The following is a 26227-nucleotide window of genomic DNA, read 5'->3' as shown; positions in this document are numbered from 1 at the left end:
CGCAGGGCCTCGGGGCCGCAGTTCGTCGTGGGGGACCGGAATAGATCCCCGCCGGGCCGGGTTGACGTCAACCAGAAGCATGCGTGTGCATTGATTATTCGGTGTTCATCGACCAGCACGATTCCTGGAAGGCAAGGCCTGTCATGAAGATCGGCATCATCGGCGCGGGCAACATCGGCGGCAACCTCACCCGGCGCCTCGCCGCCCTCGGCCACGACGTCTCCGTCGCGAACTCCCGCGGCCCGCACACGCTCACGGAGCTCGCCGAGGAGACGGGGGCCACCCCCGTCGCCGTCGGGGAGGCGGCTCGCGGCGCCGAGATCGTGGTGATCACCGTCCCGCTGAAGGCCGTTCCGGACCTGCCGTCCGGCATCCTGGACGGCGCGGCCGACGGCCTGGTCGTCGTCGACACCAACAACTACTACCCGCGCCAACGCGACGGGCGGATCGCGGCCATCGAGGACGAGGGCCTCACCGAGAGCCGCTGGGTCGAGCGGCAGCTCGGGCACCCGGTCGTCAAGGCCTTCAACGGCACCTACGCCCAGGACCTCCTGGACCGTCCGCTGGCCGCCGGCCACCCCGACCGCATCGCGCTCCCGGTCGCCGGCGACGACGAGGCGGCCAAGGCGAAGGTGCGCGCCCTGATCGACGAGCTCGGCTTCGACACCGTCGACGCGGGCGGCATCGCCGACTCCTGGCGCCAGCAGCCCGACACCCCGGTCTACGGTCTGCAGGCCGGAGTCGAGGCCGTCGCCAAGGCCCTGGCCGACGCGAGCCCGGAACGCCCGGAGGCCTTCCGCGGCTAGGAGCCGCCCCCGGCTTTCGTCCGGCCCGACGAGGGTGGGGTCAGACGATCTCGAGGGGCACGTGCGGCCCGTCCGGCAGCTCGACCGTGATCGGGTCGCCGGGCCGCACGACGCCCCCGGTCAGCACGACGCTCATGATCCCGGCCCTGAAGGCCGGGCGGCCGTCCGCGGTCCGCCCGACGACCTGCTTCATCAGCCCCTTTCGGAACGCGTCGATCTGCGCGCAGGGATTGCGCAGTCCCGTCACCCGCACCACGGCCTCCGCACCGAGCCGCAGCCGCGTACCGACGGGCAGTCCGAGGAGATCGATCCCCCGGGTGGTCACGTTCTCCCCGAGCTGTCCGGCGGCCACCTCGAACCCTGCCGCGCGCACCTCCTCGAAGAGCTCCTCGTGGATGAGGTGCACCTGCCGCAGATTCGGCTGCGAGGGGTCCTTCTTCATCCGGAACCGATGCTTCACCGTGGCTCCGGCGTGCACGTCGCCCGCCACCCCGAGCCCGGCGACCAGCGTGATGCTCTCGCGGTTGGGCTTGGTGAAGGAGTACGTGCCGTTGCTGCTGACGGCGCCGACCGAGCCGCTCATCCTGGTCCCCCCGTTCGTCCTGCCGCCCGTTCCGGGCGGTTCAGCACTCGATGATGTTCACCGCGAGACCGCCCCGGGCCGTCTCCTTGTACTTGACGCTCATGTCCGCGCCGGTGTCCTTCATCGTCTTGATGACCTTGTCGAGGGACACCTTGTGCGAGCCGTCGCCGCGCATGGCCATCCGGGCCGCGGTGACCGCCTTGACCGCGGCCATGCCGTTGCGCTCGATGCACGGGATCTGGACCAGGCCGCCCACCGGGTCGCAGGTGAGGCCGAGGTTGTGCTCCATGCCGATCTCGGCCGCGTTCTCCACCTGTTCCGGGGAGCCACCGAGGACCTCGGCGAGCGCACCCGCCGCCATCGAGCAGGCCGAGCCGACCTCGCCCTGGCAGCCGACCTCGGCGCCGGAGATGGAGGCGTTCTCCTTGAAGAGCATGCCGATCGCGCCGGCCGCGAGAAGGAAGCGGACGACACCGTCCTCGTCGGCGCCCGGCACGAAGTTCATGTAGTAGTGCAGCACCGCCGGGATGATGCCGGCCGCGCCGTTCGTGGGAGCGGTGACCACCCTGCCGCCGGCCGCGTTCTCCTCGTTCACGGCCATCGCGTACAGCGTGATCCACTCCATGGAGTGGGCCAACGCATCGCCCTCCGCGCGGAGTTGACGGGCCGTCATGGCGGCGCGGCGGCGGACGCGCAGACCGCCCGGCAGGATGCCCTCACGGGACATGCCCCGCGAGACGCACCCCTGCATCACCTGCCACAGCTCCAGCAGGCCCGCCCGGATCTCGTCCTCCGTACGCCAGGTCCGCTCGTTCTCCAGCATCAGCGCGGAGATCGACAGGCCGGTCTCCTTGGTGAGACGCAGCAGCTCGTCGCCCGTGCGGAAGGGGTACTTCAGCACCGCGTCGTCGAGTTTGATGCGGTCCGCGCCGACCGCCTCCTCGTCCACGACGAACCCGCCGCCGACCGAGTAGTACGTCTTCGACAGCAGTTCGGCGCCCTGCGCGTCATGGGCCCATATGGTCATGCCGTTGGCGTGGTACGGGAGGGCCTTGCGACGGTGCAGGACGAGATCGTCGTCGAAGGAGAACGGGATCTCGTGCGAGCCCAGCAGGCGCAGCCGCCCGGAACCGCGGATCTCCACCACCCGCTCGTCGGCGGTCTCCACGTCCACCGTGCGCGGCGAGGAGCCCTCCAGGCCCAGCAGGACCGCCTTGGGCGTGCCGTGGCCGTGCCCGGTCGCGCCGAGCGAGCCGTACAGCTCGCAGCGGACCGAGGCGGCGGAGTCCAGCAGGGACTCGTTGCGCAGCCGCCGCGCGAACATGCGCGCCGCCCGCATCGGGCCGACCGTGTGGGAGCTGGACGGGCCGATGCCGATCGAGAACAGGTCGAAGACCGAGATGGCCACGGGAACTCCTCGGGAGAGGGCGGGGGCGCACGAAGTCGGGCGCCCCCACCGGGGAACTACTTGTTCAGGCCGGGGTACAGGGGGTGCTTGTGCGCGAGGGCGGTGACCCGGGCCTTGAGGGTGTGGGTGTCGTAGGTGGGTTTGAGGGTCTGGGCGATGACGTCGGCGACCTCGGCGAAGTCCTCGGCGGTGAAGCCGCGGGTGGCCAGGGCGGGGGTGCCGATGCGCAGGCCGGAGGTGACCATCGGCGGGCGCGGGTCGTCGGGGACGGCGTTGCGGTTGACGGTGATGCCGACCTCGTGGAGGCGGTCCTCGGCCTGCTGTCCGTCCAGTGCGGAGTTGCGCAGGTCGACGAGGATGAGGTGGACGTCGGTGCCGCCGGACAGGACGTTCACGCCGGCCTCGCGGGCGTCGGGTGCGGTGAGGCGTTCGGCGAGGATCTTGGCGCCTTCGACCGTGCGGCGCTGGCGTTCCCTGAAGTCGTCGCTCGCGGCGACCTTGAAGGAGACGGCCTTGGCGGCGATGACGTGTTCCAGGGGGCCGCCCTGGAAGCCGGGGAAGACGGAGGAGTTCAGCTTCTTCGCGAACTCCTTCTTCGCGAGGATGATGCCGCCGCGGGGTCCGCCCAGGGTCTTGTGGGTGGTGGAGGTGACGACGTCGGCGTAGGGAACCGGGTTGGGGTGCAGCCCGGCGGCGACGAGGCCGGCGAAGTGGGCCATGTCGACCCACAGGAAGGCCTCGACCTCGTCGGCGATGCGGCGGAACTCGGCGAAGTCGAGCTGTCGCGGGTATGCCGACCAGCCGGCGATGATCACCTTGGGGCGGTGTTCCTTCGCGAGGCGTTCGACCTCGGCCATGTCGACGAGTCCGGCGTCGTCGACGTGGTAGGCGACGACGTCGAACTGCTTGCCGGAGAAGTTCAGGCGCATGCCGTGGGTGAGGTGGCCGCCGTGGGCGAGGTCCAGGCCGAGGATGGTGTCGCCGGGCTGGGCCAGGGCGAACAGGGCCGCCTGGTTGGCGGAGGCGCCGGAGTGGGGCTGGACGTTGGCGTACTCGGCGCCGAAGAGGTCCTTGACCCGGTCGATGGCGATCTGCTCGGCGACGTCGACGTGTTCGCAGCCGCCGTAGTAGCGGCGGCCGGGGTAGCCCTCGGCGTACTTGTTGGTCAGGACCGAGCCCTGGGCCTCCATGACCGCGAGCGGCGCGAAGTTCTCCGAGGCGATCATCTCGAGCGTGGACTGCTGGCGGTGCAGCTCGGCGTCGACCGCGGCCGCGATCTCCGGATCGAGCTCGTGCAGGGACGTGTTCAGGACGGACATGCGACTACGACTCCTCAGCCGGCGGTGTAGGCGGTGTACTCGTCAGCGGAGAGCAGATCGTCCGGCTCGCCCGTGATGCGTACCTTGAACAGCCACCCGCCCTCGAAGGGAGCGGAGTTCACCAGCGCCGGGTCGTCGACGACGTCCTGGTTGACCTCGGTGATCTCACCGGAGACCGGGGCGTACAGCTCGCTGACCGACTTGGTCGACTCCAGTTCGCCGCAGGACTCGCCCGCGGCCACCGTGGCGCCGGCCTCCGGGAGCTGGACGAAGACCACGTCACCGAGCGCGTTAGCCGCGTGCTCCGTGATGCCGACCGTCGAGACGCCGTCCTCGGCGACCGACAGCCACTCGTGCTCCTTGCTGTAGCGCAGCTGCTGGGGGTTGCTCATGGCCTGAATTCTCCTGTACGCGGGGGAGTGGTGATGAAGGGGGACGGTCCAGGGCACGGGTGAGCAGCGGGAATGTGCGCAGTGTCACCCTCGGCCCGGGGCCCAGTGTCTACTTCTGGCGCTTGTAGAAGGGCAGCGCCACGACCTCGTACGGCTCGTGGCTGCCCCGGATGTCCACGCCCACGCCCGGAGCGCCGGGCGCGGCGTGCGCGGCGTCGACGTAGGCCATCGCGATCGGCTTGCCCAGGGTCGGGGACGGCGCTCCGGAGGTCACCTCGCCGATCACCTCGCCGCCCGCCACGACCGCGTACCCGGCGCGCGGGACGCGGCGGCCCTCGGCGACCAGGCCGACCAGGACGCGCGGCGGCTGCCGCTCGGCCAGTGCGGCCGCCGCGGCGAGCGCCTCGCGCCCGACGAAGTCGCCGTCCTTCTCGAACTTCACCACGCGCCCGAGGCCCGCGTCGAAGGGGGTGAGGGAGGTGCTCAGCTCGTGCCCGTACAGCGGCATGCCCGCCTCCAGGCGCAGCGTGTCGCGGCAGGACAGACCGCAGGGGACCAGCCCGGCGCCCTCGCCGGCCTTGGTCAGCGCCTGCCACAGCTCGACGGCGTGCTCCGGCTTCACGAACAGCTCGAAGCCGTCCTCGCCGGTGTAACCGGTGCGCGCGATGAGCGCGGGGACGCCGGCGACGGTGCCCGGCAGGCCCGCGTAGTACTTCAGGCCGTCGAGGTCGGCGTCGGTGACGGCCGCGAGGATGCCGGGCGACTCCGGTCCCTGGACGGCGATCAGGGCGTAGGCGTCGCGGTCGTCGCGGACCTCGACCTCGAACTCCTCGGCCAGGTTGCCCAGCTCGTTCAGGACGTTCTGGGCGTTGGAGGCGTTGGAGACGATCATGTACTCGGCGTCGGCCAGCCGGTAGACGATGAGGTCGTCGAGGATGCCGCCGTCCTCGGCGCAGATCATGGTGTAGCGGGCGCGGCCCACGCGCACGGCGGCGAGGTCGCCGACCAGGGCGAAGTTCAGGAACTCGGCCGCCTCCGGGCCGGTCACCGTGATCTCGCCCATGTGCGAGAGGTCGAAGAGCCCGGCCCGGGTGCGGACGGCGAGATGCTCGTCGCGTTCGGAGCCGTAGCGCAGGGGCATGTCCCAGCCGGCGAAGTCGGTCATCGTCGCGCCGAGCGAGCGATGCAGGGCATCGAGCGCGGTGTGACGGGGTGCGGTACTGCTCATCGGTCGTTCGTCTCCCAAGGCGACGGGGCCCCTCCCGCGCGAGTGAAACCGGACGCGGGGGGACGGCGAGGTCGTTCCTCCCCATCTGTCATCGGAACCTGAGAGGTTCGCCATGACCACCGCTGCGAGCGGGGGCGGGACATGGCTTGCACCGTGGGTGGGACCGCCGAAGACGGCGGCCCGCTTTTCAGATGTGCCTCGCCCGCGCGGTAACGGGGCCTGAGAGATTCAAGGGAGGGACTTGCTCCTTCGGCGCCCCAGCGGAACTGCTGCTGAGGACTCTCCCGCGCGGATTCAAACGGCCGGTATGCAGTTGGCGCGGCCATCATCGCACGGCCCGCCCCCGTCGCGGCAGGCCGGATCTGTAACCGGCTTGTGTCGCTACGCGCACGAAATCGCGAGGCACCGCGCATTACCTTCTCTTTACGCTCGATGGGGATGAGCACTACCTGGCCCCAGGGGAGGACGATCACGGTGAAGAGGACGACCTCGGCGAGGACCACGGCCTTCGCGGCCGGCTCGGGGATCGCGCTGCCCGCGCAGCCCGGCGCCCGGACCCGGGAGGCGTGCTCCCGGCAGCCCGCGCCCGTCGTCCGCGACCTGCGGGAGCGGGCCGGCCGCAGCCCGCACGGCCTGCTCTTCGGCCCGCGCGACCTCGTGGTGGTCACCGGTCTGCCCGGCAGCGGCAAGTCCACCCTGATGAAGCGCGCGGTGCACGGCGTGCGCATCGACTCCCAGGACACCCGCGACCGCTGGGACGCCCGGATGCCGCGCTTCCTGCCCTACGCCCTCTACCGGCCGGTGGTCCGCCTCGCCCACTACGCCGGGCTGCGCCGGGCCCTGCGCGGCGGCGGGGGCGTCGTGGTGCACGACTGCGGCGCCCAGGCCTGGGTCCGCGACTGGCTGGCCCGCGCGGCCCGCCGCCGCGGCGGCGCCCTGCACCTGCTCGTCCTCGACGTCGGCGCGGACACGGCCCTGCAGGGCCAGCGCGAGCGCGGCCGCGGCGTCTCGCGGTACGCGTTCCTGCGGCACCGCCGCGCCGCCGCCCGTCTTCTGCGGTCGGTGGAGAAGGGCCGGCTGCCCGAGGGATGCGGCTCCGCGGTCCTGCTCGACCGGCCCGCCGCCGACGTCCTGCGGCGGATCGGCTTCACGGGCTGAGGCCCGTCGGTCCCACGGGCAGCGGCGGTGCCGCCGGCACCCGCTAGCCTTTCAGTCACAGCAGAGTGAGCGGTTCTTAGCAGGCGGTAGGCAGATGGACTTCCCCACGGCGGACTTCCCCGCGGACTTCCCGGCGCAGGCGCACCCCCATTCGCACGGCGGATGGCCCGGCAACGAGCTGGAGGAGGTGCTCTCCGCCTCCCTCGGCGTGCCGGGAGCCGGCGGCCGGATCGTGGAGGTGCTCGGCCGCAGCTTCGTCTGGGTGCCGCTCCCCGGCGGCGGCGGCCCGCACAGCGGCCCCCTCGACCTGCCCACGATGGACCTCGACGGCCAGGTGTACGTGCCGGTCTTCAGCTCCGAGGAGCAGTTCCGTCAGGTCGTCGGCTCGCACATGTCGTTCACCGTCGCGCCGGCCGTGGAGTTCGCACGGGGGCTGCCGCCGCAGGCGGGCATCCTCGTCAACCCCGACGGCGTGGTCGGCGTCCCGTTGCCGCCGGCCGCCGTGGCCGAGCTGTGCCGGGCCGGCCGCACCCCGCTGGACGGGCCGGCGGCCGGCGGCCGGGTCCGCCTCTACGAGCCGGACTGGCAGGACGATCCGATGGACTTCCTCGCCGCCGCCTCGGCGGAGTTCGAGGCCGTCGGAGTGGTCCGCACCGCCCGCCGCTGCCTGGCCGCGATCGAGACGGCGGACCCGGTGATGTTCGTGGGCGTGGAGCTCTCCCAGTGGGAGGGCGACCTGCGCGCGCTCCCACTGGAGGCCCTCGGCAGGGCCCTGACGACGGCGGCGGCGCCCTGGCCGGTCAACCTGGTCCTCCTCGACGTCGCCCAGGATCCGGTGGGCGACTGGATGAGGGAGCGGGTCCGCCCCTTCTACTCGAGGCTTCACTAGACACCTGCTCGAGGCTTCACCGGCCGCCTGCTCCGGGCTTCACCCGTCACGGGGCCGGGGAGCGGGCCGCCCGACGGGGCGCGGGGCTCCCGCTCTCAACTGCTCGACCAGGCGGAGCGCCTAAGCTGGACTCCGATGCGGGGCAACTTCTCGAAGGGGCGATAAAAAGTGAGCGCTGGCACTGCCGCGACCGGCTCGGTCGAGCACATGCTGCGCCAGGTCACGCCCGGGCGCTACGACGCCTACGAGGCGCTCCTGCGCGCGCTCGCGACCCCCTCCTCGGGCCAGGTCTGGATGCTGCTGTGGCACGGGCAGGCCGGCTCCCCGGACGCCCAGTACGGAAACATGGAGGTCGAAGGGCACGGCTACGCGCCCTGTGTGACGTCCGCCCAGGAGCTCAGCGCGAGCGGCTGGAACCGGTCCTACGAGGTGGTCGACGGGCTGGACGTGGCCCGGACGCTCTACCCCGACCACTACGGCCTCTGGCTGAACCCGCACGCCCCCGGCGGCGGCGTCGGCATCCCGTGGCTGGATCTGCGCCGGATCGCCACCGGCCTGGAGCGCCAGCCCGCCGGGCCGCTCCGGCTGTCCGAGCCCGGCATCGAGATCCCGCAGTTCTACGCGCTGCTCGCGCAGAACGCCCACCGCGCCCAGGCGGTCCGCACGTTGCGCCGGGCCTGGGTGCAGCCGGCGCTGGGCGCGCCCTACCTGGCCATCGGGCTCGACGTGTACGACTCCTCCCCGCCGGCCGTGGACGCCGTGCGGGCGATGATGCAGCAGTCCATCGGCGCGGTGCCGGACGGGCTGCCGGTCTCCACGGTCGCGATGACCGACGACTACGACCCCGTCGTGATGTGGATGCGCGCCAACGCCCGCCCCTTCTACGACCGCGAGGCGCATGCCCCCGCCCCGGCCCAGGGGCCGGGCGGCGGCTACGGTTTCCCGGGCCCGCGTCCGTACTGACCCGCTCGCCCGACGGCCGGCCCGGTCGCGGACCGGCCCCCGGCCGCTGATCGCCCGTCAGACCCGCGCCCGCGCCGGGCGCGGGACCGCGCCTGCCGCCGACCCCGTGCGCTGCTCCGCGCCGACGGCCTGAAGGCTCATCTTCAGCGAGCTCCGGTCCGCCCCGCCGTCGGGCTACCGGATCTCGGGTGCGCGGATGGCCGCGGCCTGGGCCTGAAGTGTTCCGGTTCTTCCGTGATGTGACACCGGGCACACCTGACGAGCGTGCCACCCTCTCCGGATGTCGGCGCGTGGCGTTCGGGTAACGGAATGTGCAGGTCGGCATCACGGTTGCGCATACTTTCTCCGTCAGATCTGGCGTGTGATCGCGCCTGCATTGAAGACTCGCCTCTCAGACGCGAGGTCGTCGATCCTGTGAGCGAGTGCCCATCGGCAGCAATCCGGGGTCAACTGGACAGTTGGGCCGCACTCATCGGCGCCGGCCGCGTAGCAGGCAGTAAGTGGATCAAGCCGCCGACAGCGGCGGACAAAGGCCGGTCACCGCCGGCGAGAGGGGTCGGGTCACCGTGACCGCACCGATCGAGACCACCGGGTCGGCAACCGAGGTACAGCCCGAGGCTGTGCTCGCGGGTGTCGAGAAGGGGCAGATCGAGGGCCGTTCCCTGGGGCAGATCGCCTGGTCCCGTTTCAAGAAGGACAAGGTCGCCGTGGCCGGCGGGGTCGTCGTGATCCTGCTGATCGTGCTCGCGCTTCTCTCCCGTCCGATCCAGGCCCTGTTCGGTCTGGACCCCAACGCCTTCAACCAGGACCTCATCGACCCCAACACGTCGATCCCCCAGGGGGACTTCGGCGGCATGAGCTGGGAACACCCGCTCGGCGTGGACCCCAAGTTCGGGCGCGACATCGCCACCCGCATCCTCGAGGGCTCCTGGGTGTCGCTGGTCGTGGCCTTCGGGGCGACGATCCTGTCGAACACCATCGGCGCGGTCCTCGGCGTGGTCGCCGGCTACTACGGCGGTCGGGTCGACTCGATCATCAGCCGGCTGATGGACACCTTCCTCGCCTTCCCCCTCCTGCTCTTCGCCATCGCCATCTCCGCCACGCTGCAGGGCGGCGCGTTCGGCATGGAGGGACTGCCGCTCCACATCAGCGTGCTCATCTTCGTCATCGGCTTCTTCAACTGGCCTTATCTGGGACGCATCGTCCGGGGCCAGACGCTCGCCCTGCGGGAACGCGAGTTCGTGGACGCGTCGCGGGGGATGGGCGCCAAGGGGCCGTACATCCTGTTCCGGGAGCTGCTGCCCAACCTGGTCGGCCCGATCATCGTCTACTCGACGCTGCTCATCCCGACCAACATCCTCTTCGAGGCCAGCCTGAGCTTCCTGGGCGTCGGCATCCAGCCCCCGCAGGCGTCGTGGGGCGGCATGCTCAAGGAGGCGGTCACCTACTACCAGGTCGATCCGCAGTTCATGATCGTGCCCGGTCTCGCCATCTTCGTGACCGTGCTGGCGTTCAACCTGCTCGGCGACGGTCTCCGTGACGCTCTCGACCCGCGCAGCCGCTGACGTGCAGCCGCAGCGAGAGTCCGACAGATTTCCATCAACAAAGGGGAAGCAGACCATCATGCGAAGGTCAGGGCTGGCCGCGATTGCGGCCATCGGCAGTGTGAGCCTGTTGCTCGCCGGCTGCAGCAAGGCCGATGACAACACGGACAAGGACGGCGGCAAGTCCGCCGGGGCCGACGCGGCCACGAAGGGCGTCGTCAACGCGTCCACCCAGAAGGGTGGGACGGTCACGTACGAGTACTCCGACGTGCCGGACTCCTTCGACCCGGGCAACACGTACTACGCGTACATGTACAACCTCAGCCGCGTCTACGCGCGTCCGCTGATGACCTTCCAGCCCGGCGCGGGCGAGGAGGGCAACAAGCTGGTCCCCGACCTCGCGGCGAGCGCGGGCGTGCCGAGCGACGGCGGCAAGACCTGGACGTACAAGCTGCGCACGGGCCTGAAGTACCAGGACGGCACGGCGATCACGTCCAAGGACGTCAAGTACGCCGTCGAGCGCTCCAACTTCGCGCGTGACGTGCTGTCCCTCGGCCCGAACTACTTCCAGCAGCTCCTCGTGGGCGGCGAGGCGTACAAGGGTCCGTACAAGGACAAGAAGGGTCTCGCGTCCATCGAGACCCCGGACGACACCACGATCGTCTTCAAGCTGAAGTCGGCGTTCCAGGAGTTCGACTACCTGGTCGCGACGCCGCAGACCGCGCCGGTGCCCGAGGCCAAGGACAAGGGCATCGACTACGTCAAGAACATCGTGTCCTCGGGCTCGTACAAGTTCGAGAGCTACGACGAGGGCAAGCAGGTCACCCTCGTCCGCAACGAGAACTGGGACGCCAAGACCGACCCGCTGCGCAAGCAGTACCCGGACAAGATCGTCGTCAAGCTGAAGGTCAACGCCGAGACGATCGACCAGGACGTCCAGGCCGGCGACGCGATCGACCTCGGCGGCACCGGCGTTCAGGCCGCGACGCAGGCGAAGGTCATCAACGACGCCGCGCTGAAGGCCAACACCGACAACACCTACGGTGGCCGCCTCGTCTACATGGCGATCAACACCAAGGTCGCGCCGTTCGACAACGTCGCCTGCCGCAAGGCCGTGCAGTACGCCGTCGACAAGGTCTCGGTGCAGACCGCCGAGGGCGGCCCGATCCGCGGTGACATCGCCACCACCGTCCTCCCGCCGGACATCCCGGGCTACGCGAAGGCGGACGCCTACGCCACCGACGGCAACAAGGGCGACGTCACCAAGGCCAAGGAGCAGCTGAAGGCCTGCGGCAAGACGGCGATCACCACCAACATCACCGCGCGCAGCGACCGTCAGCCGGAGATCGACGCGGCCACCGCGATCATCGCCTCGCTGAAGAAGGTCGGCATCAACGCCAGCCTGAAGCAGTTCCCGTCGGGCAAGTACTTCACCGACTACGCGGGCGTCCCGGCGTTCAACAAGAAGAACAACGTCGGCCTGATGATGATGCAGTGGGGCGCCGACTGGCCGGGCGGCTACGGCTTCCTGCAGCAGATCCTGAACGGCGCCGCCATCGGCGCGTCCGGCAACACCAACCTGTCGGAGCTGAACGACCCCGAGGTCAACGCGAACCTCGCCAAGGCGATCGGCACGCAGGACGCGACCCAGCGCAACGCCATCTACACGCAGATCGACAAGAAGGTCATGGACGAGGCGGCCCTCGTGCCGCTGACCTACTTCAAGGTCCTGCTGTACCGCCCGGCGAACTACACCAACCTGGTGTCGACGGCGGCCTTCAGCGGTCAGTACGACTACCTCAACATCGGCACGACCAAGAAGTAGCCCCGGAAGGCAGGTGAAGGCATTGGTGCCCGCGGGCTTCCCGGCCCGCGGGCACCAGGCCGATCCCCGTGATCTCGTACATCCTCCGTCGGACGTTCGCGGCAGTGATCCTGCTGCTGGTCGTCACCGCGGTGACCTTCGCCATCTTCTTCCTGCTGCCACGGCTCGCCGGTCAGACCGCCGACCAGATGGCACAGCAGTACATCGGGAAGAGCCCGTCGGCGGCGGACATCGCTGCGGTCAAGCGCAACCTCGGTCTGGACGACCCGGTCTACCTCCAGTACTGGCACTTCATCAAGGGTGTCGTGACCGGTGCCACCTACGACCTGGGGCCCACCACCGCGCACTGTGACGCGCCGTGCTTCGGGTACTCCTTCAAGACCCACGAGGCGGTCTGGCCGCAGCTCACCTCCCGCCTGCCGGTGACGGGTTCGCTGGCCGTCGGCGCCGCCCTGATGTGGCTGGTCGGCGGTGTGGTCATCGGCGTGATCTCCGCCCTGAAGCCGCGCTCGATCTTCGACCGCACCTTCATGGGCATCGCGCTCGCCGGCGTGTCGCTCCCCATGTTCTTCACGGGCAGCCTGGCGATCCTGCTCTTCACCTACCAGATCCCGATCTTCGGCCGCACCTACGTGCCGTTCTCCGAGAACCCGGCGCAGTGGGCCAACACGCTGTTCCCGGCGTGGTGTTCGCTCGCCCTCCTCTACTCCGCCATCTACGCGCGGCTCACCCGCTCGGGCATGCTGGAGACGATGAACGAGGACTTCATCCGCACGGCCCGTGCCAAGGGTCTGCGCGAGCGCAACGTCGTCGCCCGGCACGGTCTGCGGGCCGCGCTGACGCCGATCATCACGGTGTTCGGCATGGACGTCGGTCTGCTGCTCGGCGGTGCCCTGATCACCGAGTCCGTCTTCTCGCTGCACGGCGTCGGCGAGTACGCGGTGAAGGCCATCACGGACAACGACCTGCCGCCGATCCTCGGCGTCACGCTGCTCGCCGCCTTCTTCGTCGTCATCGCAAATCTCCTGGTGGACCTGCTCTATGCGGCCGCCGACCCGCGGGTGAGGCTCTCGTGACCGAACTGTCCAAGACCGGCGCCGCCGTGGGCGAGCCGACCGGCCCGTCCTCGAACAACCCCGGCGCGTTCCTCGACGTACGCGACCTCAAGGTGCACTTCCCGACCGACGACGGCCTGGTCAAGTCCGTCGACGGGCTCAGCTTCCAGGTGGAGAAGGGCAAGACCCTCAGCATCGTGGGCGAGTCGGGCTCCGGTAAGTCGGTCACCTCGCTGGCGATCATGGGTCTGCACCGGCTCGGCGCGCGCGGCAAGAACGTGCAGATGTCCGGCGAGATCTGGCTCGACGGCAAGGAGCTGGTCTCCGCCGACCCGGACGAGGTGCGCCGGCTGCGCGGCCGCGAGATGGCGATGATCTTCCAGGACCCGCTGTCCGCGATGCACCCGTACTACACGATCGGCAACCAGATCGTGGAGGCGTACCGCGTCCACCACGACGTCAGCAAGAAGGCCGCCCGCGCGCGGGCGATCGAGATGCTCGACCGGGTCGGCATCCCGGAGCCGGCGAAGCGTGTGGACGGCTACCCGCACGAGTTCTCCGGCGGTATGCGCCAGCGCGCCATGATCGCGATGGCGCTGGTCAACAACCCCGAGCTGCTCATCGCCGACGAGCCGACCACCGCCCTTGACGTGACCGTCCAGGCCCAGATCCTGGACCTCATCCGCGATCTGCAGAAGGAGTTCGGCTCCGCGGTCGTCATCATCACCCACGACCTCGGCGTCGTCGCCGAGATCGCCGACGACGTCCTGGTGATGTACGGCGGCCGGTGCGTGGAGCGCGGCCCGGTCGACGAGATCTTCGAGAAGCCGCAGCACCCCTACACCTGGGGTCTGCTCGGCTCGATGCCGCGCATCGACCGTGAGACCTCCGAGCGGCTCATCCCGGTGAAGGGCCAGCCGCCGAGCCTCATCAACGTCCCCTCGGGCTGCGCCTTCAACCCCCGCTGCCCGTACGCGGACGTGCCCAAGGGTGATGTCACCCGCACCGTGCGTCCCGAGTTGCAGCAGGTCGGCGGCGGGCACTGGTCCGCCTGTCACCTCTCGTCGGAGGACCGTACGCGGATCTGGACCGAAGAGATTGCGCCGAAGCTGTGAGTGAGACGAAGAAGACGGACGCGGCCCCCTCGGTTCCGCCGCAGGCCTCCTCCTCCGAGAACCGCGAGGTGCTGCTCAAGGTCCAGGGCCTGCAGAAGCACTTCCCCATCCGCAAGGGCGTCCTGCAGCGTCAGGTCGGCGCGGTCAAGGCCGTCGACGGCATCGACTTCGAGGTGCGCAAGGGCGAGACCCTGGGCGTCGTCGGCGAGTCGGGCTGCGGCAAGTCGACCATGGGACGGGTCATCACCCGGCTCGCGGACCCGACCGGCGGCACGATCCACTTCGAGGGCCAGGACATCACCCGGCTGAAGCCGGCCGCGATGCGCCCGCTGCGGCGGGACATCCAGATGATCTTCCAGGACCCGTACGGTTCCCTGAACCCGCGGCACACCATCGGCGGGATCGTCTCGGCGCCCTTCCGCCTCCAGGGCGTGGAGCCCGAGGGCGGCGTGAAGAAGGAGGTCCAGCGGCTGCTGGAGCTCGTGGGTCTGAGCCCCGAGCACTACAACCGCTACCCGCACGAGTTCTCCGGCGGTCAGCGCCAGCGCATCGGCATCGCCCGTGCGCTCGCCCTGAAGCCGAAGCTCGTCGTGGCGGACGAGCCGGTCTCCGCGCTGGACGTGTCGATCCAGGCGCAGGTCGTCAACCTGATGGACGACCTCCAGCAGGAACTCGGCCTGACCTATGTGATCATCGCGCACGACCTGTCCGTCGTGCGGCACGTCTCGGACCGGATCGCGGTGATGTACCTCGGCAAGATCGTCGAGCTCGCCGACCGCACCTCGCTGTACCAGTCGCCGATGCACCCGTACACCAAGGCGCTCATGTCGGCGGTGCCGGTCCCGGACCCGAAGCGCCGGGGCGCCAAGAGCGAGCGCATCCTGCTCAGGGGCGACGTGCCCTCGCCGATCTCGCCGCCGAGCGGCTGCCGCTTCCACACCCGGTGCTGGAAGGCGACGCAGGTCTGCGCGACCAAGGAGCCCGTGCTCGTCGAGCTGCGGACGGGGCAGCAGGTCGCCTGCCACCACCCGGAGAACTTCGCGGACCAGGCCCCGCAGGACGTCGTCCTGCTGACCGCCGCGAAGGAGGCGGCGGAGCTGGTGGCCGACGAGGTGCTCGCCGAGTCGGCGGCGACCTCGGCGGCGGTGGCGGCGGAGATCACCGACAGCCCGGCGGCCGAGGCGTCCGAAGCGCCCGAGGCCCCGGGGACGACCGAGGTGACCGAGGTTTCCGAGGCCCCGGAGACGACCGAGGTTCCCGAGGCCGCGGAGGAGCCCGAGGTGAGCGAGGCTCCCGCCGTGACCGAGGCGGCCGAGGTGACCAAGGCGGCCGAGGCTCCCGAGACCTCCGACGGTGAGACGCCGGCCAAGGAGAAGTAAGCACCACCAGATACCAGCCCCCGCCTTGCAATGTAAGGTGGGGGCTGTGTGTTGGGTGACAATGTAAGGGTGCTCCAGCAGATCTTCAGTCCTTCCGTCCAGCACACCCTCGACCTGTTCGGCATCTTCGTGTTCGCCATCTCGGGGGCGCTGCTCGCCGTCCGCAAGAACTTCGACGTGTTCGGCATCGCCACGCTCGCCGAGGTCACCGCGCTCGGCGGCGGGCTGTTCCGGGACCTGGTCATCGGGGCCGTGCCGCCGGCCGCCTTCACCGACCTCGGGTACTTCCTCACGCCGCTGTTCGCCGCGCTGCTCGTCGTCTTCCTGCATCCGCAGGTGGAGCGGATCCAGACCGGCGTCAACGTGTTCGACGCGGCCGGCCTCGGCCTCTTCTGCGTCACCGGGACGACGAAGGCGTACGACTACGGCCTCGGCCTCACCGCGTCGGCCGCGCTGGGGCTCGCCACCGCGGTGGGCGGCGGCGTGCTGCGCGACGTGCTGGCCAACGAGGTGCCCTCGCTGCTGCGCTGGGACCGCGACCTGTACGCGGTCCCGGCGATCGTCGGCGCCGCCATGGTGGCGCTCTGCATCCGCTACGACGTGCTCACCCCGCTGGCCAGCGGGGTGGCCGCGGTCACCGCCTTCGTGCTGCGGCTTCTGGCGATGCGGTTCCACTGGCGAGCGCCTCGTGCCTGGAATCGTCGCTCGACGGTGCGCGAGGAGTAGGCCGGCCCGAGCCGCCGGCGAGGGGACTCTGCTCCATCTGCAGGGTCAGCCAGCGGAACGCCGGCACGACCTGCGGCCGCCACAGTGCCATGGAGTGGCCGCCCGCGCTCTTCGGGACGTACACGACGTGTACGGTCGTCGGCGCCTTCGCCTCCTTCCGCAGGGCCAGGGCCGCCTCGTAGCCGTCCTGCGGCTGACCGGAGAGGTACAGGGCGACGGCGGGCGGCACGACGGCCTTCCGCAGCAGCAGATAGGGGTTGTTGGCCCGGCGGAGGGACGGACTCCTGGCCGCGAGGGATTTGCGCTCGCCGAGCGGGTCGCTGTACCCGGACAGGCTCACGGCCGCCCGGAAGCGGTCGGGGTGGGCGACGGCGAGCTTGGCCGCGCAGTGGGCCCCCGCCGAATACCCGGCGACCGCCCAGCCCTTGGGCGCGGGCTGGGCCCGGAAGTTGTCCCGGACCATCTTCGGCACGTCGATGCTGAGCCAGCTGTCCGCGTTGACGATGTGCGGCACGTTGGCGCAGCCGGTGTCCACTCCCGGCAGCAGCGTGGTGCGCGGCGCGACCAGGATGAACGGCGCGACCTCGCCCGAGCGCATCAGCGGCTCCAGCTGCTCGTGCACACGCAGCGACCCGAACCAGGACTTGGGGGAGCCGGGGTAGCCCGGCAGCAGCTCCACCACCGGGAAGGAGCGGTGCGCGTAGGCGGGATCGTGGTACTGCGGGGGCAGCCAGACGTAGACCTCGGCGTTCACGCCGGAGACCTGGCCCTCGAGCTGGGTGACGCGCACCCCGCCGGCCGCGTGCATCCCCGTCCCGTCCGCCTGCGTGAAGTGCTGCTCGACCTTGGGCAGCCGGTCGAGCGCGATGCCGCCGGTGCCGTCGGCGCCCAGGTCGGCGGCCTGCTGCACATGGGTGCCGGTGCCCAGCAGGTCGCCCCAGGTGTCGTACAGGCTGTTGGCGTTGTTGACGAGAACGAAGACCAGGGCGACGGCGGTGCCCTGGGCGAACAGCAGCATCAGCATCCGGGCCGCGATGCGCAGCAGCCGCGGTCCGCGCATCCGCGACCACAGCAGCAGCGGCAGCGCGACGGCGAGCACGGACACGGCGATCAGGGTGTAGAGGAACGGAGTCCCGGTGAGGCTCATGTCCTTGCAGAGGGGAATCGGGGCGGCAAGGTTACGGACGAGTCGGGACACTTACCAAGAAATTTGCCTTCCCATGTCTCTTCTTCACCTTCCGTGACTGAAAAAGCTACCGCTTAGTAATGCCCTGCTGTACCGTTCAGGCATGCCTGAAGCAGCTATCGCGGCGGCCGAGCGGGCCTCCACCGTCCCCTTCGCGGCCTCGATCGGCGACAGCGAGTTCGACCGCGACACCGCGCTCACCCGACGCGCACCCGGTGTCTACGACATCGACCTCTCGGCCGGATGGACGATCATCAGCGCCGTCAACGGCGGCTACCTCCTCGCCGTTCTCGGCCGTGCCCTCGCGGACGCCCTGCCGCACGACGACCCGTTCACGATCTCGGCCCACTACCTCACCGCGTCGCAGCCCGGCCCCGCGACCGTCCGCACGGACGTCGTCCGCTCCGGCCGCACCCTGTCGACCGGACAGGCCTCGCTCTTCCAGTACGACGAGAACGGCGCCGAGGTCGAGCGGATCCGCGTCCTCGCCTCCTACGGCGACCTGGACGCGCTCCCGGACGACGTCCGTACGACGGCGAAGCCCCCGGCGATCCCGCCCCTCGAGCAGTGCTTCGGCCCCGAGGACGGGCCGGCCCCCGTGGACGGCAGCTCCGCCATCGCCGACCGGCTGATGCTCAAGCTCGACCCGTCGACCCTCGGCTGGGCGCTCGGACAGCCGTCCGGCAGGGGCGAGATGCGGGCCTGGTTCGGTCTGAAGGACGGGCGCGACCCCGACCCGCTCTCCCTCCTGCTGGCGGTGGACGCCCTGCCGCCGACCGCCTTCGAGATCGGTCTGCGCGGCTGGGTCCCCACGGTGGAGCTGACCGTCCACGTCCGCTGCCGTCCGGCTCCCGGACCGCTGCGCGTCTCCATCGTCACCCGCAACCTCGCCGGAGGCTTCCTCGAGGAGGACGCCGAGGTCTGGGACAGCGCGGACCGACTGGTCGCCCAGTCACGGCAGCTGGCGAGGGCCCGGCTCGGCTGAGCGGCTCCCGGACGGGCCGCCCGTGTCACGGAGCTGTACCAGCGCCTCCTCGGCCGCCGGGCGGGCCCGTCGGTCGACTCCCAGGTCGGGGACGTCTCTTGAGAGGCGCTTTACCCGCCTGACAGGCAGCGGACACAGAAGCCTCAAGAAAGCCCTAAGCGCCGTTGGTTGAGTGCCCGCCTCAGGTTCTCCTCACCCTCCCTGGAGCTGTCTGTCATGAAGCGTGCGCTGATGCCCGTCCGTCTCGTCCCCGCGGTGGCGCTGCTGGCGCTCTCGCCACTCGCTCTGGTGGCCTGCGGCTCGGGCGACTCCTCCTCCTCGAACTCGAACAGCGGCGGCTCCGGGCAGCAGTCCTGCCAGGCGCCGTCCGGCAACCCTTCCCGCATGCCGAGCGGTGCGCCGAGCGGTGCTCCCTCGGGTGCGCCGACCGGTGCGGCTTCGGGGCAGCCGACGGGGGCCCCGACCGGCGTCCCGTCGGGCGCCCCGAGCGGCGCTCCCAGCGGGGCCCCCGGCGGCGGTGGTCAGGGCGGCCCCGGCGGTGGTCAGGGTGGCGGGCAGAGTGGCGGCTGCGGCGGCCCGGGCGACGGCCAGGGGCAGCAGGCCCAGCAGCAGGGCTGACCGCCGACACGGCGCACAGGGGCGGCGCATCCGGGAACGGGTGCGCCGCCCCTGCGCGTCGCCGCCGGCGCTCAGTCCAGCCAGTGGTGGCGGCCGATGCTGATGAGCCGCATCTGACGGGTCGCCATCCTGCTGACCCGTTCCCGCTCCTCCGGCGAGGCCTCCAGGGACTCGAGGAACAGGGAGGCCGTGATGAGCATCTGGTCGACGTAGAGGTGCGAGAGCATCAGCAGGTCGTCGTCGCTCCAGCCCTCGGCCTCGGAGTCCTTGGCCAGTTCGGCCTTCACCTCTTCGGCGAACCGGCCCAGTTGCTCCCGGATGGCCTCCCGCACCGGCTGGACCCCGCCATGTCGCTCACGGGCGATGAAACGGACGTGAGCGGGGTACGCGGTCACGTGACCGGCTATCAACTCGACAGCGCGCGTGATGCGTTCGGCACTGGTGTCGGCCGTGGTCACGGTGGTGCGGATCATCGGGTGCAGACTGCCCAGCGCCTCCTCGACCAGGGCCACGCCCAAGTCCGCCGTGGAGCGGAAGTGCCGGTAGAAGGCCGTCGGGGCCACCCCGACGGCCCGGGTGACCTCGCGCAGGCCGAGGCTGCTCAGGCTCTGCTCCTCGAGCAGCAGCAAGGCGGCGTCCAGGAGCGACTGCCGGGTCTTCTGCTTCTGCGCCTGTCGGATGCCGAGGGTGTGACTCATGTCATCCAGTTAACAACTGTTCTCCGTAATTGGAAAGCCGGGAAGCACGCTAGACTCTGGAGTCAGTGAACAAGTGTAACCACAACTGTTCACCGAAACGTCACGAACGCGGTGCAACGCCGCCTCGAAGGGGGTTCGACCCATGCTGTTCCTCGTCGCCGCACTGCTGCTGTTCGGCGTCGTCCTGGGCACCGTCGCCCACGCGCCGTTCGCCTTCACACTCGTCGCCGGCGTGGTGATCGCCGCCTGGCTCGGCATCTTCGCGCTCCGCGAGCGCCACGGCCGCCGGCGCTCCTCGGCCCACTGACCGACCGCCAGCCCGTCCCCCGAACCGCCCGCACCACTGATCGACAGGAGCTGACCGACCATGCACCTCACCGCACCGGCCACACGTCGCACCGGCGTCCGGGACGCCGACGGCATGGCCGTCGCGTCCTTCATCCTGGGCCTGCTGGGCCTGCTCGTCCTCAATGTCTTCCTCGGCCCGATCGCCGTGATCCTCGCGGCGGCGGCCCTCTGGCGCGGCACCGCCCGCCGCGGTCGCGCCTACCTCGGCCTCGCGCTGGGCGTCGCCGACCTGCTCGTCCTGGTCGCTTTCATGCAGGCGGACTCGACGGTCTCCTGGAGCTTCTGACGCGGCAGCCGCACCTGCGAGCGAGGCGCGTCACCCGGTCCCCGTAGAATCGGGCCACCATGGCATACCTCGACCACGCCGCGACCACGCCCATGCTCCCCGAGGCGGTCGAGGCGCTCACCGCGCACCTGAGCATCACCGGTAACGCCTCCTCCCTCCACGCAGCCGGCCGGCAGGCCCGCCGCACGGTCGAGGAAGCCCGTGAGACCCTCGCGGAAGCGCTCGGCGCCCGCCCCAGCGAGGTCGTCCTCACCTCCGGCGGCACCGAGGCCGACAACCTCGCGGTCAAAGGCCTGTACTGGTCCCGCCGTGACGCCGACCCGGCCCGCACCCGTGTCCTGGCCAGCCCCGTCGAGCACCACGCCGTGCTCGACGCCGTGCACTGGCTCGGCGAGCACGAGGGCGCCACGGTCGAGTATCTGCCGGTCGACGCCGAGGGGCGGGTCCATCCCGAGGTCCTTCGCGACGCGATCGCACGCAATCCCCAGGACGTCGCCCTGGCCACCGTGATGTGGGCGAACAACGAGATCGGCACGATCCTGCCGGTCCGTGAACTGGCCGACGCGGCAGCCGAGTTCGACGTCCCGCTGCATGCCGACGCGGTGCAGGCCTTCGGCCAGGTCCCCGTCGACTTCGCCGCCTCCGGACTCGCCGCGATGACGGTCTCCGGTCACAAGATCGGCGGCCCCTACGGGATCGGCGCCCTGCTGCTGGGCCGCGAGCACACCCCCGTCCCCGTCCTGCACGGCGGCGGGCAGGAACGCCATGTCCGTTCCGGCACCCTCGACGTCCCCGCGATCGCCTCCTTCGCGGTCGCCGGACGCCTCGCCGCCGAGCAGCGCGAATGGTTCGCCCGTGAGGTCGGCGCCCTGCGCGACGCCCTGATCGACGCCGTGCGCACGGCCGTCCCGGACGCGATCCTCGGCGGTGACCCCGTGCACCGGCTGCCGGCCAACGCCCACTTCACCTTTCCGGGCTGCGAGGGCGACTCGCTGCTGCTGCTCCTGGACGCCCAGGGCATCGAGTGCTCCACCGGCTCCGCCTGCACCGCCGGCGTCGCCCAGCCCAGCCATGTGCTGCTGGCCACCGGCGTCGACCCCGACCTGGCCCGCGGCACCCTGCGCTTCTCCCTCGGCCACACCTCCACCGAGGCCGATGTCGAAGCGGTGGCCAAGGCCATCGGCCCGGCGGTCGAGCGGGCTCGCGCGGCGGGGCTGACGTGACGCCCGGCGGCTGACCCGGCCCTGCCGCCCAGGTGACCCGGGTGACCTCAGGCCCTCAATCCGGCGGCAGCATCCGCTTACCTGTGTGGCCTGCGTCATGCCAGGTGTCAGGCGGCTGCCGCGTGCGCCGCGGCGACGAGCTTCATGTACCGCTTCCAGTCCCAGTGCTCCCCGGGATCGGTGTGGTCCGTCCCCGGCACCTCCACGTGCCCGACGATGTGCTCCCGGTCCACGGGTATGTCGTAGCGGCGGCAGACCGCGGCGGTCAGCCGGGCGGACGCGGCGTACATCACGTCCGTGAAGTCCTGCGGCCGGTCGACGAACCCCTCGTGCTCGATGCCCACACTGCGCTCGTTGTAGGAGCGGTTGCCCGCGTGGTACGCCACGTCCAGCTCGCGGACCATCTGCGTGACGCGGCCGTCCTTGCCGACGATGTAGTGCGCCGCCGCCCGGTGCCCCGGGTCCTCGAACGCCTTCACCGCGCTCCCCAGATCTCCCTGTGTGACGTGGATGACGACCATGTCGATCCCGTAGTCGTCCGGCCGGTCCGCCCAGCGGAAGTTCGCCTCCGAGGCCGGCACCCACCGCGCGCCCCGGAAGTCGACCGCGCCCTCCACCCGCGCTCTGCGCACGCCGGGCAGCCGCCAGTACAGTCGTGCCAGTTCGTCACGTGCCAGCAAGGCCGTGCCGGCGGCGGCCGCCGCGCCGCCGATCAGCAGCGCGCGCCGCCCGATCCGCCGGTCGGAGTCACCTCGTGTCGCCCCCATGACCCGTCCTTCCTCGGACCCGGTCCGTCGGACAGGCCCGGCCCCTCTAGATCGTCAACGGATACTCGCGGGTACGGGTTCCCGGCGACCCGTACCCTGAAAGGGTTATGACTGAGACCTCGCAGCGCCCCCGCCCCCTTCGCGTACTCGCCGCCATGTCCGGCGGGGTCGACTCCGCCGTCGCCGCCGCCCGCGCCGCGGAAGCCGGCCACGACGTGACCGGCGTCCACCTCGCGCTCTCCGCGAACCCGCAGTCGTTCCGCACCGGCGCGCGGGGCTGCTGCACCATCGAGGATTCCCGCGACGCCCGTCGCGCCGCCGACGTCATCGGCATCCCGTTCTACGTCTGGGACCTCGCCGACCGCTTCCGCGAGGACGTCGTCGACGACTTCGTCGCCGAGTACGAGGCCGGCCGCACCCCCAACCCCTGCCTGCGCTGCAACGAGAAGATCAAGTTCGCCGCGCTGCTCGACAAGGCGCTCGCGCTCGGCTTCGACGCGGTGTGCACCGGCCACTACGCGAAGGTGCTGGTCCGCGAGGACGGCACGCGCGAGCTGCACCGCGCCTCCGACATGGCGAAGGACCAGTCGTACGTCCTCGGCGTGCTGGACGACCGGCAGCTCGCCCACGCGCTCTTCCCGCTCGGCGACACGGTGACGACCAAGGACGAGATCCGCGCGGAGGCGGAGCGGCGGGGCCTCGCCGTCGCCAAGAAGCCCGACTCGCACGACATCTGCTTCATCGCCGACGGCGACACCCAGGGCTTCCTCGCCCAGCGGCTGGGCCGGGCGGAGGGCGACATCGTCGACGAGTCCGGCGCGAAGATCGGCACCCACGAGGGCGCCTACGGCTTCACCGTCGGCCAGCGCAAGGGCCTGCGCATCGGCACCCCCGCCGCCGACGGCAAGCCGCGCTACGTCCTCGACATCTCCCCGGTGAACAACACGGTGACGGTCGGTCCCGCCGCCTCCCTCGACGTCGGCGCGCTGACCGCGATCAAGCCCCGCTGGTGCGGCGCCGCCCCCACCGGCCCCGGCGTCTACACGGCCCAGCTGCGCGCCCACGGCGGCGAGACCGAGGTGGCCGCCGAACTCGTCGACGGCCGCCTCGAGGTCACGTTCACCGAGCCGGTCCGGGGAGTGGCGCCCGGTCAGGCGATCGTGCTGTACGACGGCACGCGCGTGGTCGGCTCGGCCACGATCGCGTCGACCGTGCGGACGACGGCCGGGGTGGCCTGACGCCGCCGGGGCGGCCCGGCCGTCAGTCCTGCCCGGCGAAGAAATCCGCCAGCACAGGCGCCAGCACGTTCGGATCCACCATGTGGGACTGGCCTTCCAGCGTCCGGTACGTCCCTCGGGGGACGGCGTCGGCGACGGTGCGCGCGGCCTCGCGCAGCCAGTCCGGGCTCGCCCCGCCCGCCACGGCCAGCACCGGCACGCCGACCGACGCCAGCCGCTCCCGCGGCGCAGGCCCGCCGCCCATCACGGCGTCGTCGTAGGCGAGGGTCGGCGCGACGGCCTCCATCCCCGCCCACATGGGCGACCGGCGGGCGCCCTGGATCATCTCCTCGGCGAGCCCCGTCAGCCGCAGGAACAGCTCGACGGCGTCCCCCCGCCGCCCCTGCGCCAGTGCCTCGGTCAGGTCCGCCGTGTACGCGGCGCGGGCCCGCTCGGCCGCCTCGTCGACGGCGAACGGCGTCTCGTAGACCGCAACCCGGCTCACCGGCAGCCCGGCCGCAGCCGCCTCCAGCACCAGCGCCCCGCCGGACGAGACGCCGTACAGCGCCGCCTCACCGCCCGCCGCGTCCACCAGGGCGCCCAGATCCTCGACCTCGCGCCGCACCGCGTACGGCGCCGTGTCGCTGCTCTCGCCGCGGCCCCGGCGGTCGTACCAGAGGACCGTGAAGCGGTCGGCGAGCAGCCCGGCCAGGGGCGCCACGGTGCCGCCCGTGGACATCGCCCCGCTCACGAGGATGACCGCGGGGCCCTGTCCGGCGCGGGAGTACGCGAGTTCGGTGCCGTCGCGGGAAATCGTCTTCTTGTCCATGCCTGTGCAGACTGCCGCACGGCACGGCCCTCATCGCCCTACGACACCTCGGCTTCGTAGAAGCAGAAGTGGTTCCTGATCGGTGCGACGTCCGGCTTCGGATCCGGATAGGCCCAGACGAGGTCGGCGGCGCCCGGCAGCGACCAGTACGACGCCGTTCCCTTGAAAGGGCAGTAGGTGTGGGTGTCGGAAGGGGTCAGCACGTCGAGGCGGACGTCCTCGGCGGGGATGTAGTACCGCGCCGGACAGCCGGTCTCGCGCAGGACGAGCGCCCGGTCGGTCTCGGCCAGCACCTGTCCGTCATGGACGACCCTGACGTGCCGGTCGCCCTGCTCGATCGTGATCGTGTGTCCTCGGGTCATGCCACAGCAGCGCTCACGGGCCCGTGGTTCTTCCCGCGTACCGTGGCGGCATGCGTATCTGCGTCTTCCTCTCCGCCGCCGACCTCGACGAGCGCTACACCCGCCCCGCGCGCGAGTTCGCGGAACTGCTCGGCAAGGGCGGGCACACCCTCGTGTGGGGCGGCTCGGACGTCGGCCTGATGAAGGTGGTCGCCGACGGCGTGCAGTCGGCCGGCGGCCGGCTGTGCGGGGTGTCCGTGGACTTCCTCGCCGCGTCGGCGCGGCCGGGAGCCGACGAGATGGTGATCGCGAGGGACCTGGCCGAACGGAAGCGGCTGCTCCTGGCGAAGTCGGACGCCGTGGTGATCATGGTCGGCGGGACCGGGACGCTGGACGAGGCCACCGAGATACTGGAGCTGAAGAAGCACGGCCACACCGACAAACCGGTCGTGCTGCTCAACACCGCGGGCTTCTACGACGGCCTGAAGACGCAGTTCCGGCGGATGGAGGACGAGGGTTTCCTGCCCGTGCCCCTCACCGACCTGGTGTTCTTCGCGGAGGAGCCGGTGGGCGCCCTCGCCTGGCTCGAGGAGAGCCAGGGCATCGAGTGACCCGGCGATGATGCGAGCATGGCGGACATGGCTACCCATGTGATCACCGGAGCGGGTTCCGGCATCGGCGCCGCCGTCGCCCGTCGTCTGCACGCGCGCGGGGACGAACTCGTGCTGCACGCGCGCGACGCCGGCCGCGGCAGGGAACTCGCGGCCGAGTTCCCCGGCGCCCGCACGCTCGTCGGCGACCTCGCCGACCCCGACAGACTGAGCTGGGCCTTCTCCCACCAGAGCCTCCCGGAACGGGTGGACTCCCTCCTGCACATCGCCGGAGTGGTCGATCTCGGACCGGTCGGCGACCTCACCCCGAAGTCCTGGCGGCACCAGCTCAACGTCAACCTGATCGCGCCCGCGGAACTGACCCGGCACTTCCTGCCGCAACTGCGCACCGCGCGCGGCCACGTGCTGTTCGTCAACTCGGGCGCGGGCCTGAGGGCGAGCGCCGACTGGTCCGCGTACGCCGCCTCCAAGCACGGCCTGAAGGCCCTCGCCGACTCGCTGCGCGCCGAGGAGCACGGCAACGGCGTCCGCGTCACCTCCGTCTACCCCGGCCGCACGGCCAGTCCCATGCAGGCCAAGGTGCACCAGCAGGAGGGCAAGGAGTACGACCCCGCCGAGTGGATCGACCCCGAGTCGGTGGCCACGACGATCCTGACGGCGCTCGACCTCCCGAGGGACGCCGAGATCAACGACCTGACGGTACGGCCGGGGCGCTGACGGTCCGTCGC

Annotated in this window: 28 protein-coding genes and 2 riboswitches; of the genes, 18 read left to right on the top strand and 10 right to left on the bottom strand. The window is 71.0% G+C overall.

What is annotated here, in order from left to right:
- The first annotated feature begins 143 nt into the window (after positions 1-143).
- A complete protein-coding gene (locus tag OHS82_RS14285; protein ID WP_057583550.1) occupies positions 144-806 on the top strand; it encodes an NADPH-dependent F420 reductase in 663 nt (220 codons plus the stop codon).
- A gap of 40 nt (positions 807-846) precedes the next feature.
- On the opposite strand, the gene OHS82_RS14280 is transcribed toward OHS82_RS14285, so the two are convergent.
- The 5 genes from OHS82_RS14280 to gcvT form a co-directional block, all read right to left on the bottom strand.
- Positions 847-1389, bottom strand: coding sequence for an MOSC domain-containing protein (locus OHS82_RS14280; RefSeq protein ID WP_328433956.1), 543 nt, complete (start codon positions 1387-1389; stop codon positions 847-849).
- Between the two features lie 40 nt (positions 1390-1429).
- Positions 1430-2797 carry an L-serine ammonia-lyase gene (locus OHS82_RS14275; RefSeq protein WP_328433955.1) on the bottom strand — a complete coding sequence of 456 codons (1368 nt, stop codon included), beginning with the start codon at positions 2795-2797 and terminating at the stop codon, positions 1430-1432.
- A gap of 56 nt (positions 2798-2853) precedes the next feature.
- On the bottom strand, positions 2854-4116 hold the full coding sequence (gene glyA, locus OHS82_RS14270; protein WP_328433954.1) for a serine hydroxymethyltransferase: 1263 nt from the start codon (positions 4114-4116) through the stop codon (positions 2854-2856).
- Between the two features lie 14 nt (positions 4117-4130).
- The gene (gene gcvH / locus OHS82_RS14265) at positions 4131-4508 is read right to left on the bottom strand and encodes a glycine cleavage system protein GcvH (RefSeq protein ID WP_057584871.1); all 378 of its coding nucleotides are present in this window, start codon (positions 4506-4508) and stop codon (positions 4131-4133) included.
- A gap of 109 nt (positions 4509-4617) precedes the next feature.
- Positions 4618-5736 carry a glycine cleavage system aminomethyltransferase GcvT gene (gcvT, locus tag OHS82_RS14260; RefSeq protein ID WP_057584873.1) on the bottom strand — a complete coding sequence of 373 codons (1119 nt, stop codon included), beginning with the start codon at positions 5734-5736 and terminating at the stop codon, positions 4618-4620.
- Positions 5737-5811: 75 nt separating this feature from the next.
- Positions 5812-5933, bottom strand: a riboswitch (glycine riboswitch).
- A riboswitch (glycine riboswitch) is annotated at positions 5934-6033 on the bottom strand.
- Between the two features lie 141 nt (positions 6034-6174).
- Between gcvT and OHS82_RS14255 the strand changes: the two genes are divergently transcribed.
- The 9 genes from OHS82_RS14255 (at position 6175) to OHS82_RS14215 (ending at position 16390) form a co-directional block, all read left to right on the top strand.
- On the top strand, positions 6175-6894 hold the full coding sequence (locus tag OHS82_RS14255; RefSeq protein WP_057584875.1) for an AAA family ATPase: 720 nt from the start codon (positions 6175-6177) through the stop codon (positions 6892-6894).
- 94 nt (positions 6895-6988) lie between these two features.
- Positions 6989-7783 (top strand): enhanced serine sensitivity protein SseB, encoded by a 795-nt coding sequence (locus tag OHS82_RS14250; protein WP_057584877.1) that lies wholly within the window; start codon positions 6989-6991, stop codon positions 7781-7783.
- A 207-nt stretch (positions 7784-7990) separates the two neighbouring features.
- Entirely contained in the window at positions 7991-8746 is a 756-nt protein-coding gene (locus OHS82_RS14245; RefSeq protein WP_057584879.1) for an enhanced serine sensitivity protein SseB C-terminal domain-containing protein, read from the top strand.
- 566 nt (positions 8747-9312) lie between these two features.
- Positions 9313-10311 (top strand): ABC transporter permease, encoded by a 999-nt coding sequence (locus OHS82_RS14240; protein ID WP_328433953.1) that lies wholly within the window; start codon positions 9313-9315, stop codon positions 10309-10311.
- A gap of 58 nt (positions 10312-10369) precedes the next feature.
- Entirely contained in the window at positions 10370-12115 is a 1746-nt protein-coding gene (locus OHS82_RS14235) for an ABC transporter substrate-binding protein (protein WP_057584883.1), read from the top strand.
- A gap of 68 nt (positions 12116-12183) precedes the next feature.
- Entirely contained in the window at positions 12184-13191 is a 1008-nt protein-coding gene (locus OHS82_RS14230; RefSeq protein WP_057584885.1) for an ABC transporter permease, read from the top strand.
- Positions 13188-14285 carry an ABC transporter ATP-binding protein gene (locus tag OHS82_RS14225; RefSeq protein WP_057584887.1) on the top strand — a complete coding sequence of 366 codons (1098 nt, stop codon included), beginning with the start codon at positions 13188-13190 and terminating at the stop codon, positions 14283-14285. Before OHS82_RS14230 ends, OHS82_RS14225 begins: the two co-directional genes overlap by 4 nt.
- Positions 14282-15664, top strand: coding sequence for an ABC transporter ATP-binding protein (locus OHS82_RS14220; protein ID WP_328433952.1), 1383 nt, complete (start codon positions 14282-14284; stop codon positions 15662-15664). The genes OHS82_RS14225 and OHS82_RS14220 overlap by 4 nt, the downstream gene beginning before the upstream one ends.
- Positions 15665-15733: 69 nt before the next feature.
- Positions 15734-16390, top strand: coding sequence for a trimeric intracellular cation channel family protein (locus tag OHS82_RS14215; protein WP_057584892.1), 657 nt, complete (start codon positions 15734-15736; stop codon positions 16388-16390).
- Here OHS82_RS14215 and OHS82_RS14210 read toward each other — a convergent pair.
- Entirely contained in the window at positions 16299-17537 is a 1239-nt protein-coding gene (locus OHS82_RS14210; protein WP_057584894.1) for an alpha/beta hydrolase, read from the bottom strand. The genes OHS82_RS14215 and OHS82_RS14210 overlap by 92 nt on opposite strands.
- 142 nt (positions 17538-17679) lie before the next feature.
- On the opposite strand from OHS82_RS14210, the gene OHS82_RS14205 reads away from it, so the two are divergent.
- The gene (locus OHS82_RS14205; protein WP_057584896.1) at positions 17680-18561 is read left to right on the top strand and encodes a thioesterase family protein; all 882 of its coding nucleotides are present in this window, start codon (positions 17680-17682) and stop codon (positions 18559-18561) included.
- Positions 18562-18777: 216 nt separating this feature from the next.
- Positions 18778-19179 carry a hypothetical protein gene (locus tag OHS82_RS14200; protein ID WP_079041688.1) on the top strand — a complete coding sequence of 134 codons (402 nt, stop codon included), beginning with the start codon at positions 18778-18780 and terminating at the stop codon, positions 19177-19179.
- A 71-nt stretch (positions 19180-19250) separates the two neighbouring features.
- Here OHS82_RS14200 and OHS82_RS14195 read toward each other — a convergent pair whose 3' ends face one another.
- Positions 19251-19877 (bottom strand): TetR family transcriptional regulator, encoded by a 627-nt coding sequence (locus tag OHS82_RS14195; RefSeq protein ID WP_057584900.1) that lies wholly within the window; start codon positions 19875-19877, stop codon positions 19251-19253.
- 142 nt (positions 19878-20019) lie between these two features.
- Between OHS82_RS14195 and OHS82_RS14190 the strand changes: the two genes are divergently transcribed.
- From OHS82_RS14190 to OHS82_RS14180, 3 genes are read left to right on the top strand one after another with little or no spacing between them, the layout of a single operon-like run.
- Positions 20020-20184, top strand: coding sequence for a hypothetical protein (locus OHS82_RS14190; protein WP_199864011.1), 165 nt, complete (start codon positions 20020-20022; stop codon positions 20182-20184).
- Positions 20185-20244: 60 nt separating this feature from the next.
- The gene (locus OHS82_RS14185; protein WP_266725844.1) at positions 20245-20511 is read left to right on the top strand and encodes a DUF4190 domain-containing protein; all 267 of its coding nucleotides are present in this window, start codon (positions 20245-20247) and stop codon (positions 20509-20511) included.
- 59 nt (positions 20512-20570) lie between these two features.
- A complete protein-coding gene (locus OHS82_RS14180; RefSeq protein WP_057584904.1) occupies positions 20571-21734 on the top strand; it encodes a cysteine desulfurase family protein in 1164 nt (387 codons plus the stop codon).
- Positions 21735-21841: 107 nt separating this feature from the next.
- On the opposite strand, the gene OHS82_RS14175 is transcribed toward OHS82_RS14180, so the two are convergent.
- Positions 21842-22501 (bottom strand): N-acetylmuramoyl-L-alanine amidase, encoded by a 660-nt coding sequence (locus OHS82_RS14175; protein ID WP_057584906.1) that lies wholly within the window; start codon positions 22499-22501, stop codon positions 21842-21844.
- Positions 22502-22608: 107 nt separating this feature from the next.
- Between OHS82_RS14175 and mnmA the strand changes: the two genes are divergently transcribed.
- The gene (mnmA, locus tag OHS82_RS14170) at positions 22609-23739 is read left to right on the top strand and encodes a tRNA 2-thiouridine(34) synthase MnmA (protein WP_057584908.1); all 1131 of its coding nucleotides are present in this window, start codon (positions 22609-22611) and stop codon (positions 23737-23739) included.
- A gap of 22 nt (positions 23740-23761) precedes the next feature.
- Here mnmA and OHS82_RS14165 read toward each other — a convergent pair whose 3' ends face one another.
- Together OHS82_RS14165 and OHS82_RS14160 are read right to left on the bottom strand one after the other, a co-directional pair.
- Positions 23762-24547 carry an alpha/beta fold hydrolase gene (locus OHS82_RS14165; protein WP_328433951.1) on the bottom strand — a complete coding sequence of 262 codons (786 nt, stop codon included), beginning with the start codon at positions 24545-24547 and terminating at the stop codon, positions 23762-23764.
- 38 nt (positions 24548-24585) lie between these two features.
- On the bottom strand, positions 24586-24909 hold the full coding sequence (locus OHS82_RS14160; protein ID WP_057584912.1) for a DUF427 domain-containing protein: 324 nt from the start codon (positions 24907-24909) through the stop codon (positions 24586-24588).
- A gap of 50 nt (positions 24910-24959) precedes the next feature.
- On the opposite strand from OHS82_RS14160, the gene OHS82_RS14155 reads away from it, so the two are divergent.
- Both OHS82_RS14155 and OHS82_RS14150 read left to right on the top strand, forming a co-directional pair.
- A complete protein-coding gene (locus OHS82_RS14155; RefSeq protein ID WP_057584913.1) occupies positions 24960-25499 on the top strand; it encodes a TIGR00730 family Rossman fold protein in 540 nt (179 codons plus the stop codon).
- 18 nt (positions 25500-25517) lie between these two features.
- Positions 25518-26216 carry an SDR family oxidoreductase gene (locus OHS82_RS14150; RefSeq protein WP_079041689.1) on the top strand — a complete coding sequence of 233 codons (699 nt, stop codon included), beginning with the start codon at positions 25518-25520 and terminating at the stop codon, positions 26214-26216.
- Positions 26217-26227 lie beyond the last annotated feature (11 nt).

Origin of the sequence: Streptomyces sp. NBC_00425 (genome assembly GCF_036030735.1) — a bacterium.
Lineage (GTDB): Bacteria > Actinomycetota > Actinomycetes > Streptomycetales > Streptomycetaceae > Streptomyces.
The sequence above is the reverse complement of the archived record's forward strand: the minus strand, read 5'-3'. Positions and strand labels throughout refer to the sequence as shown.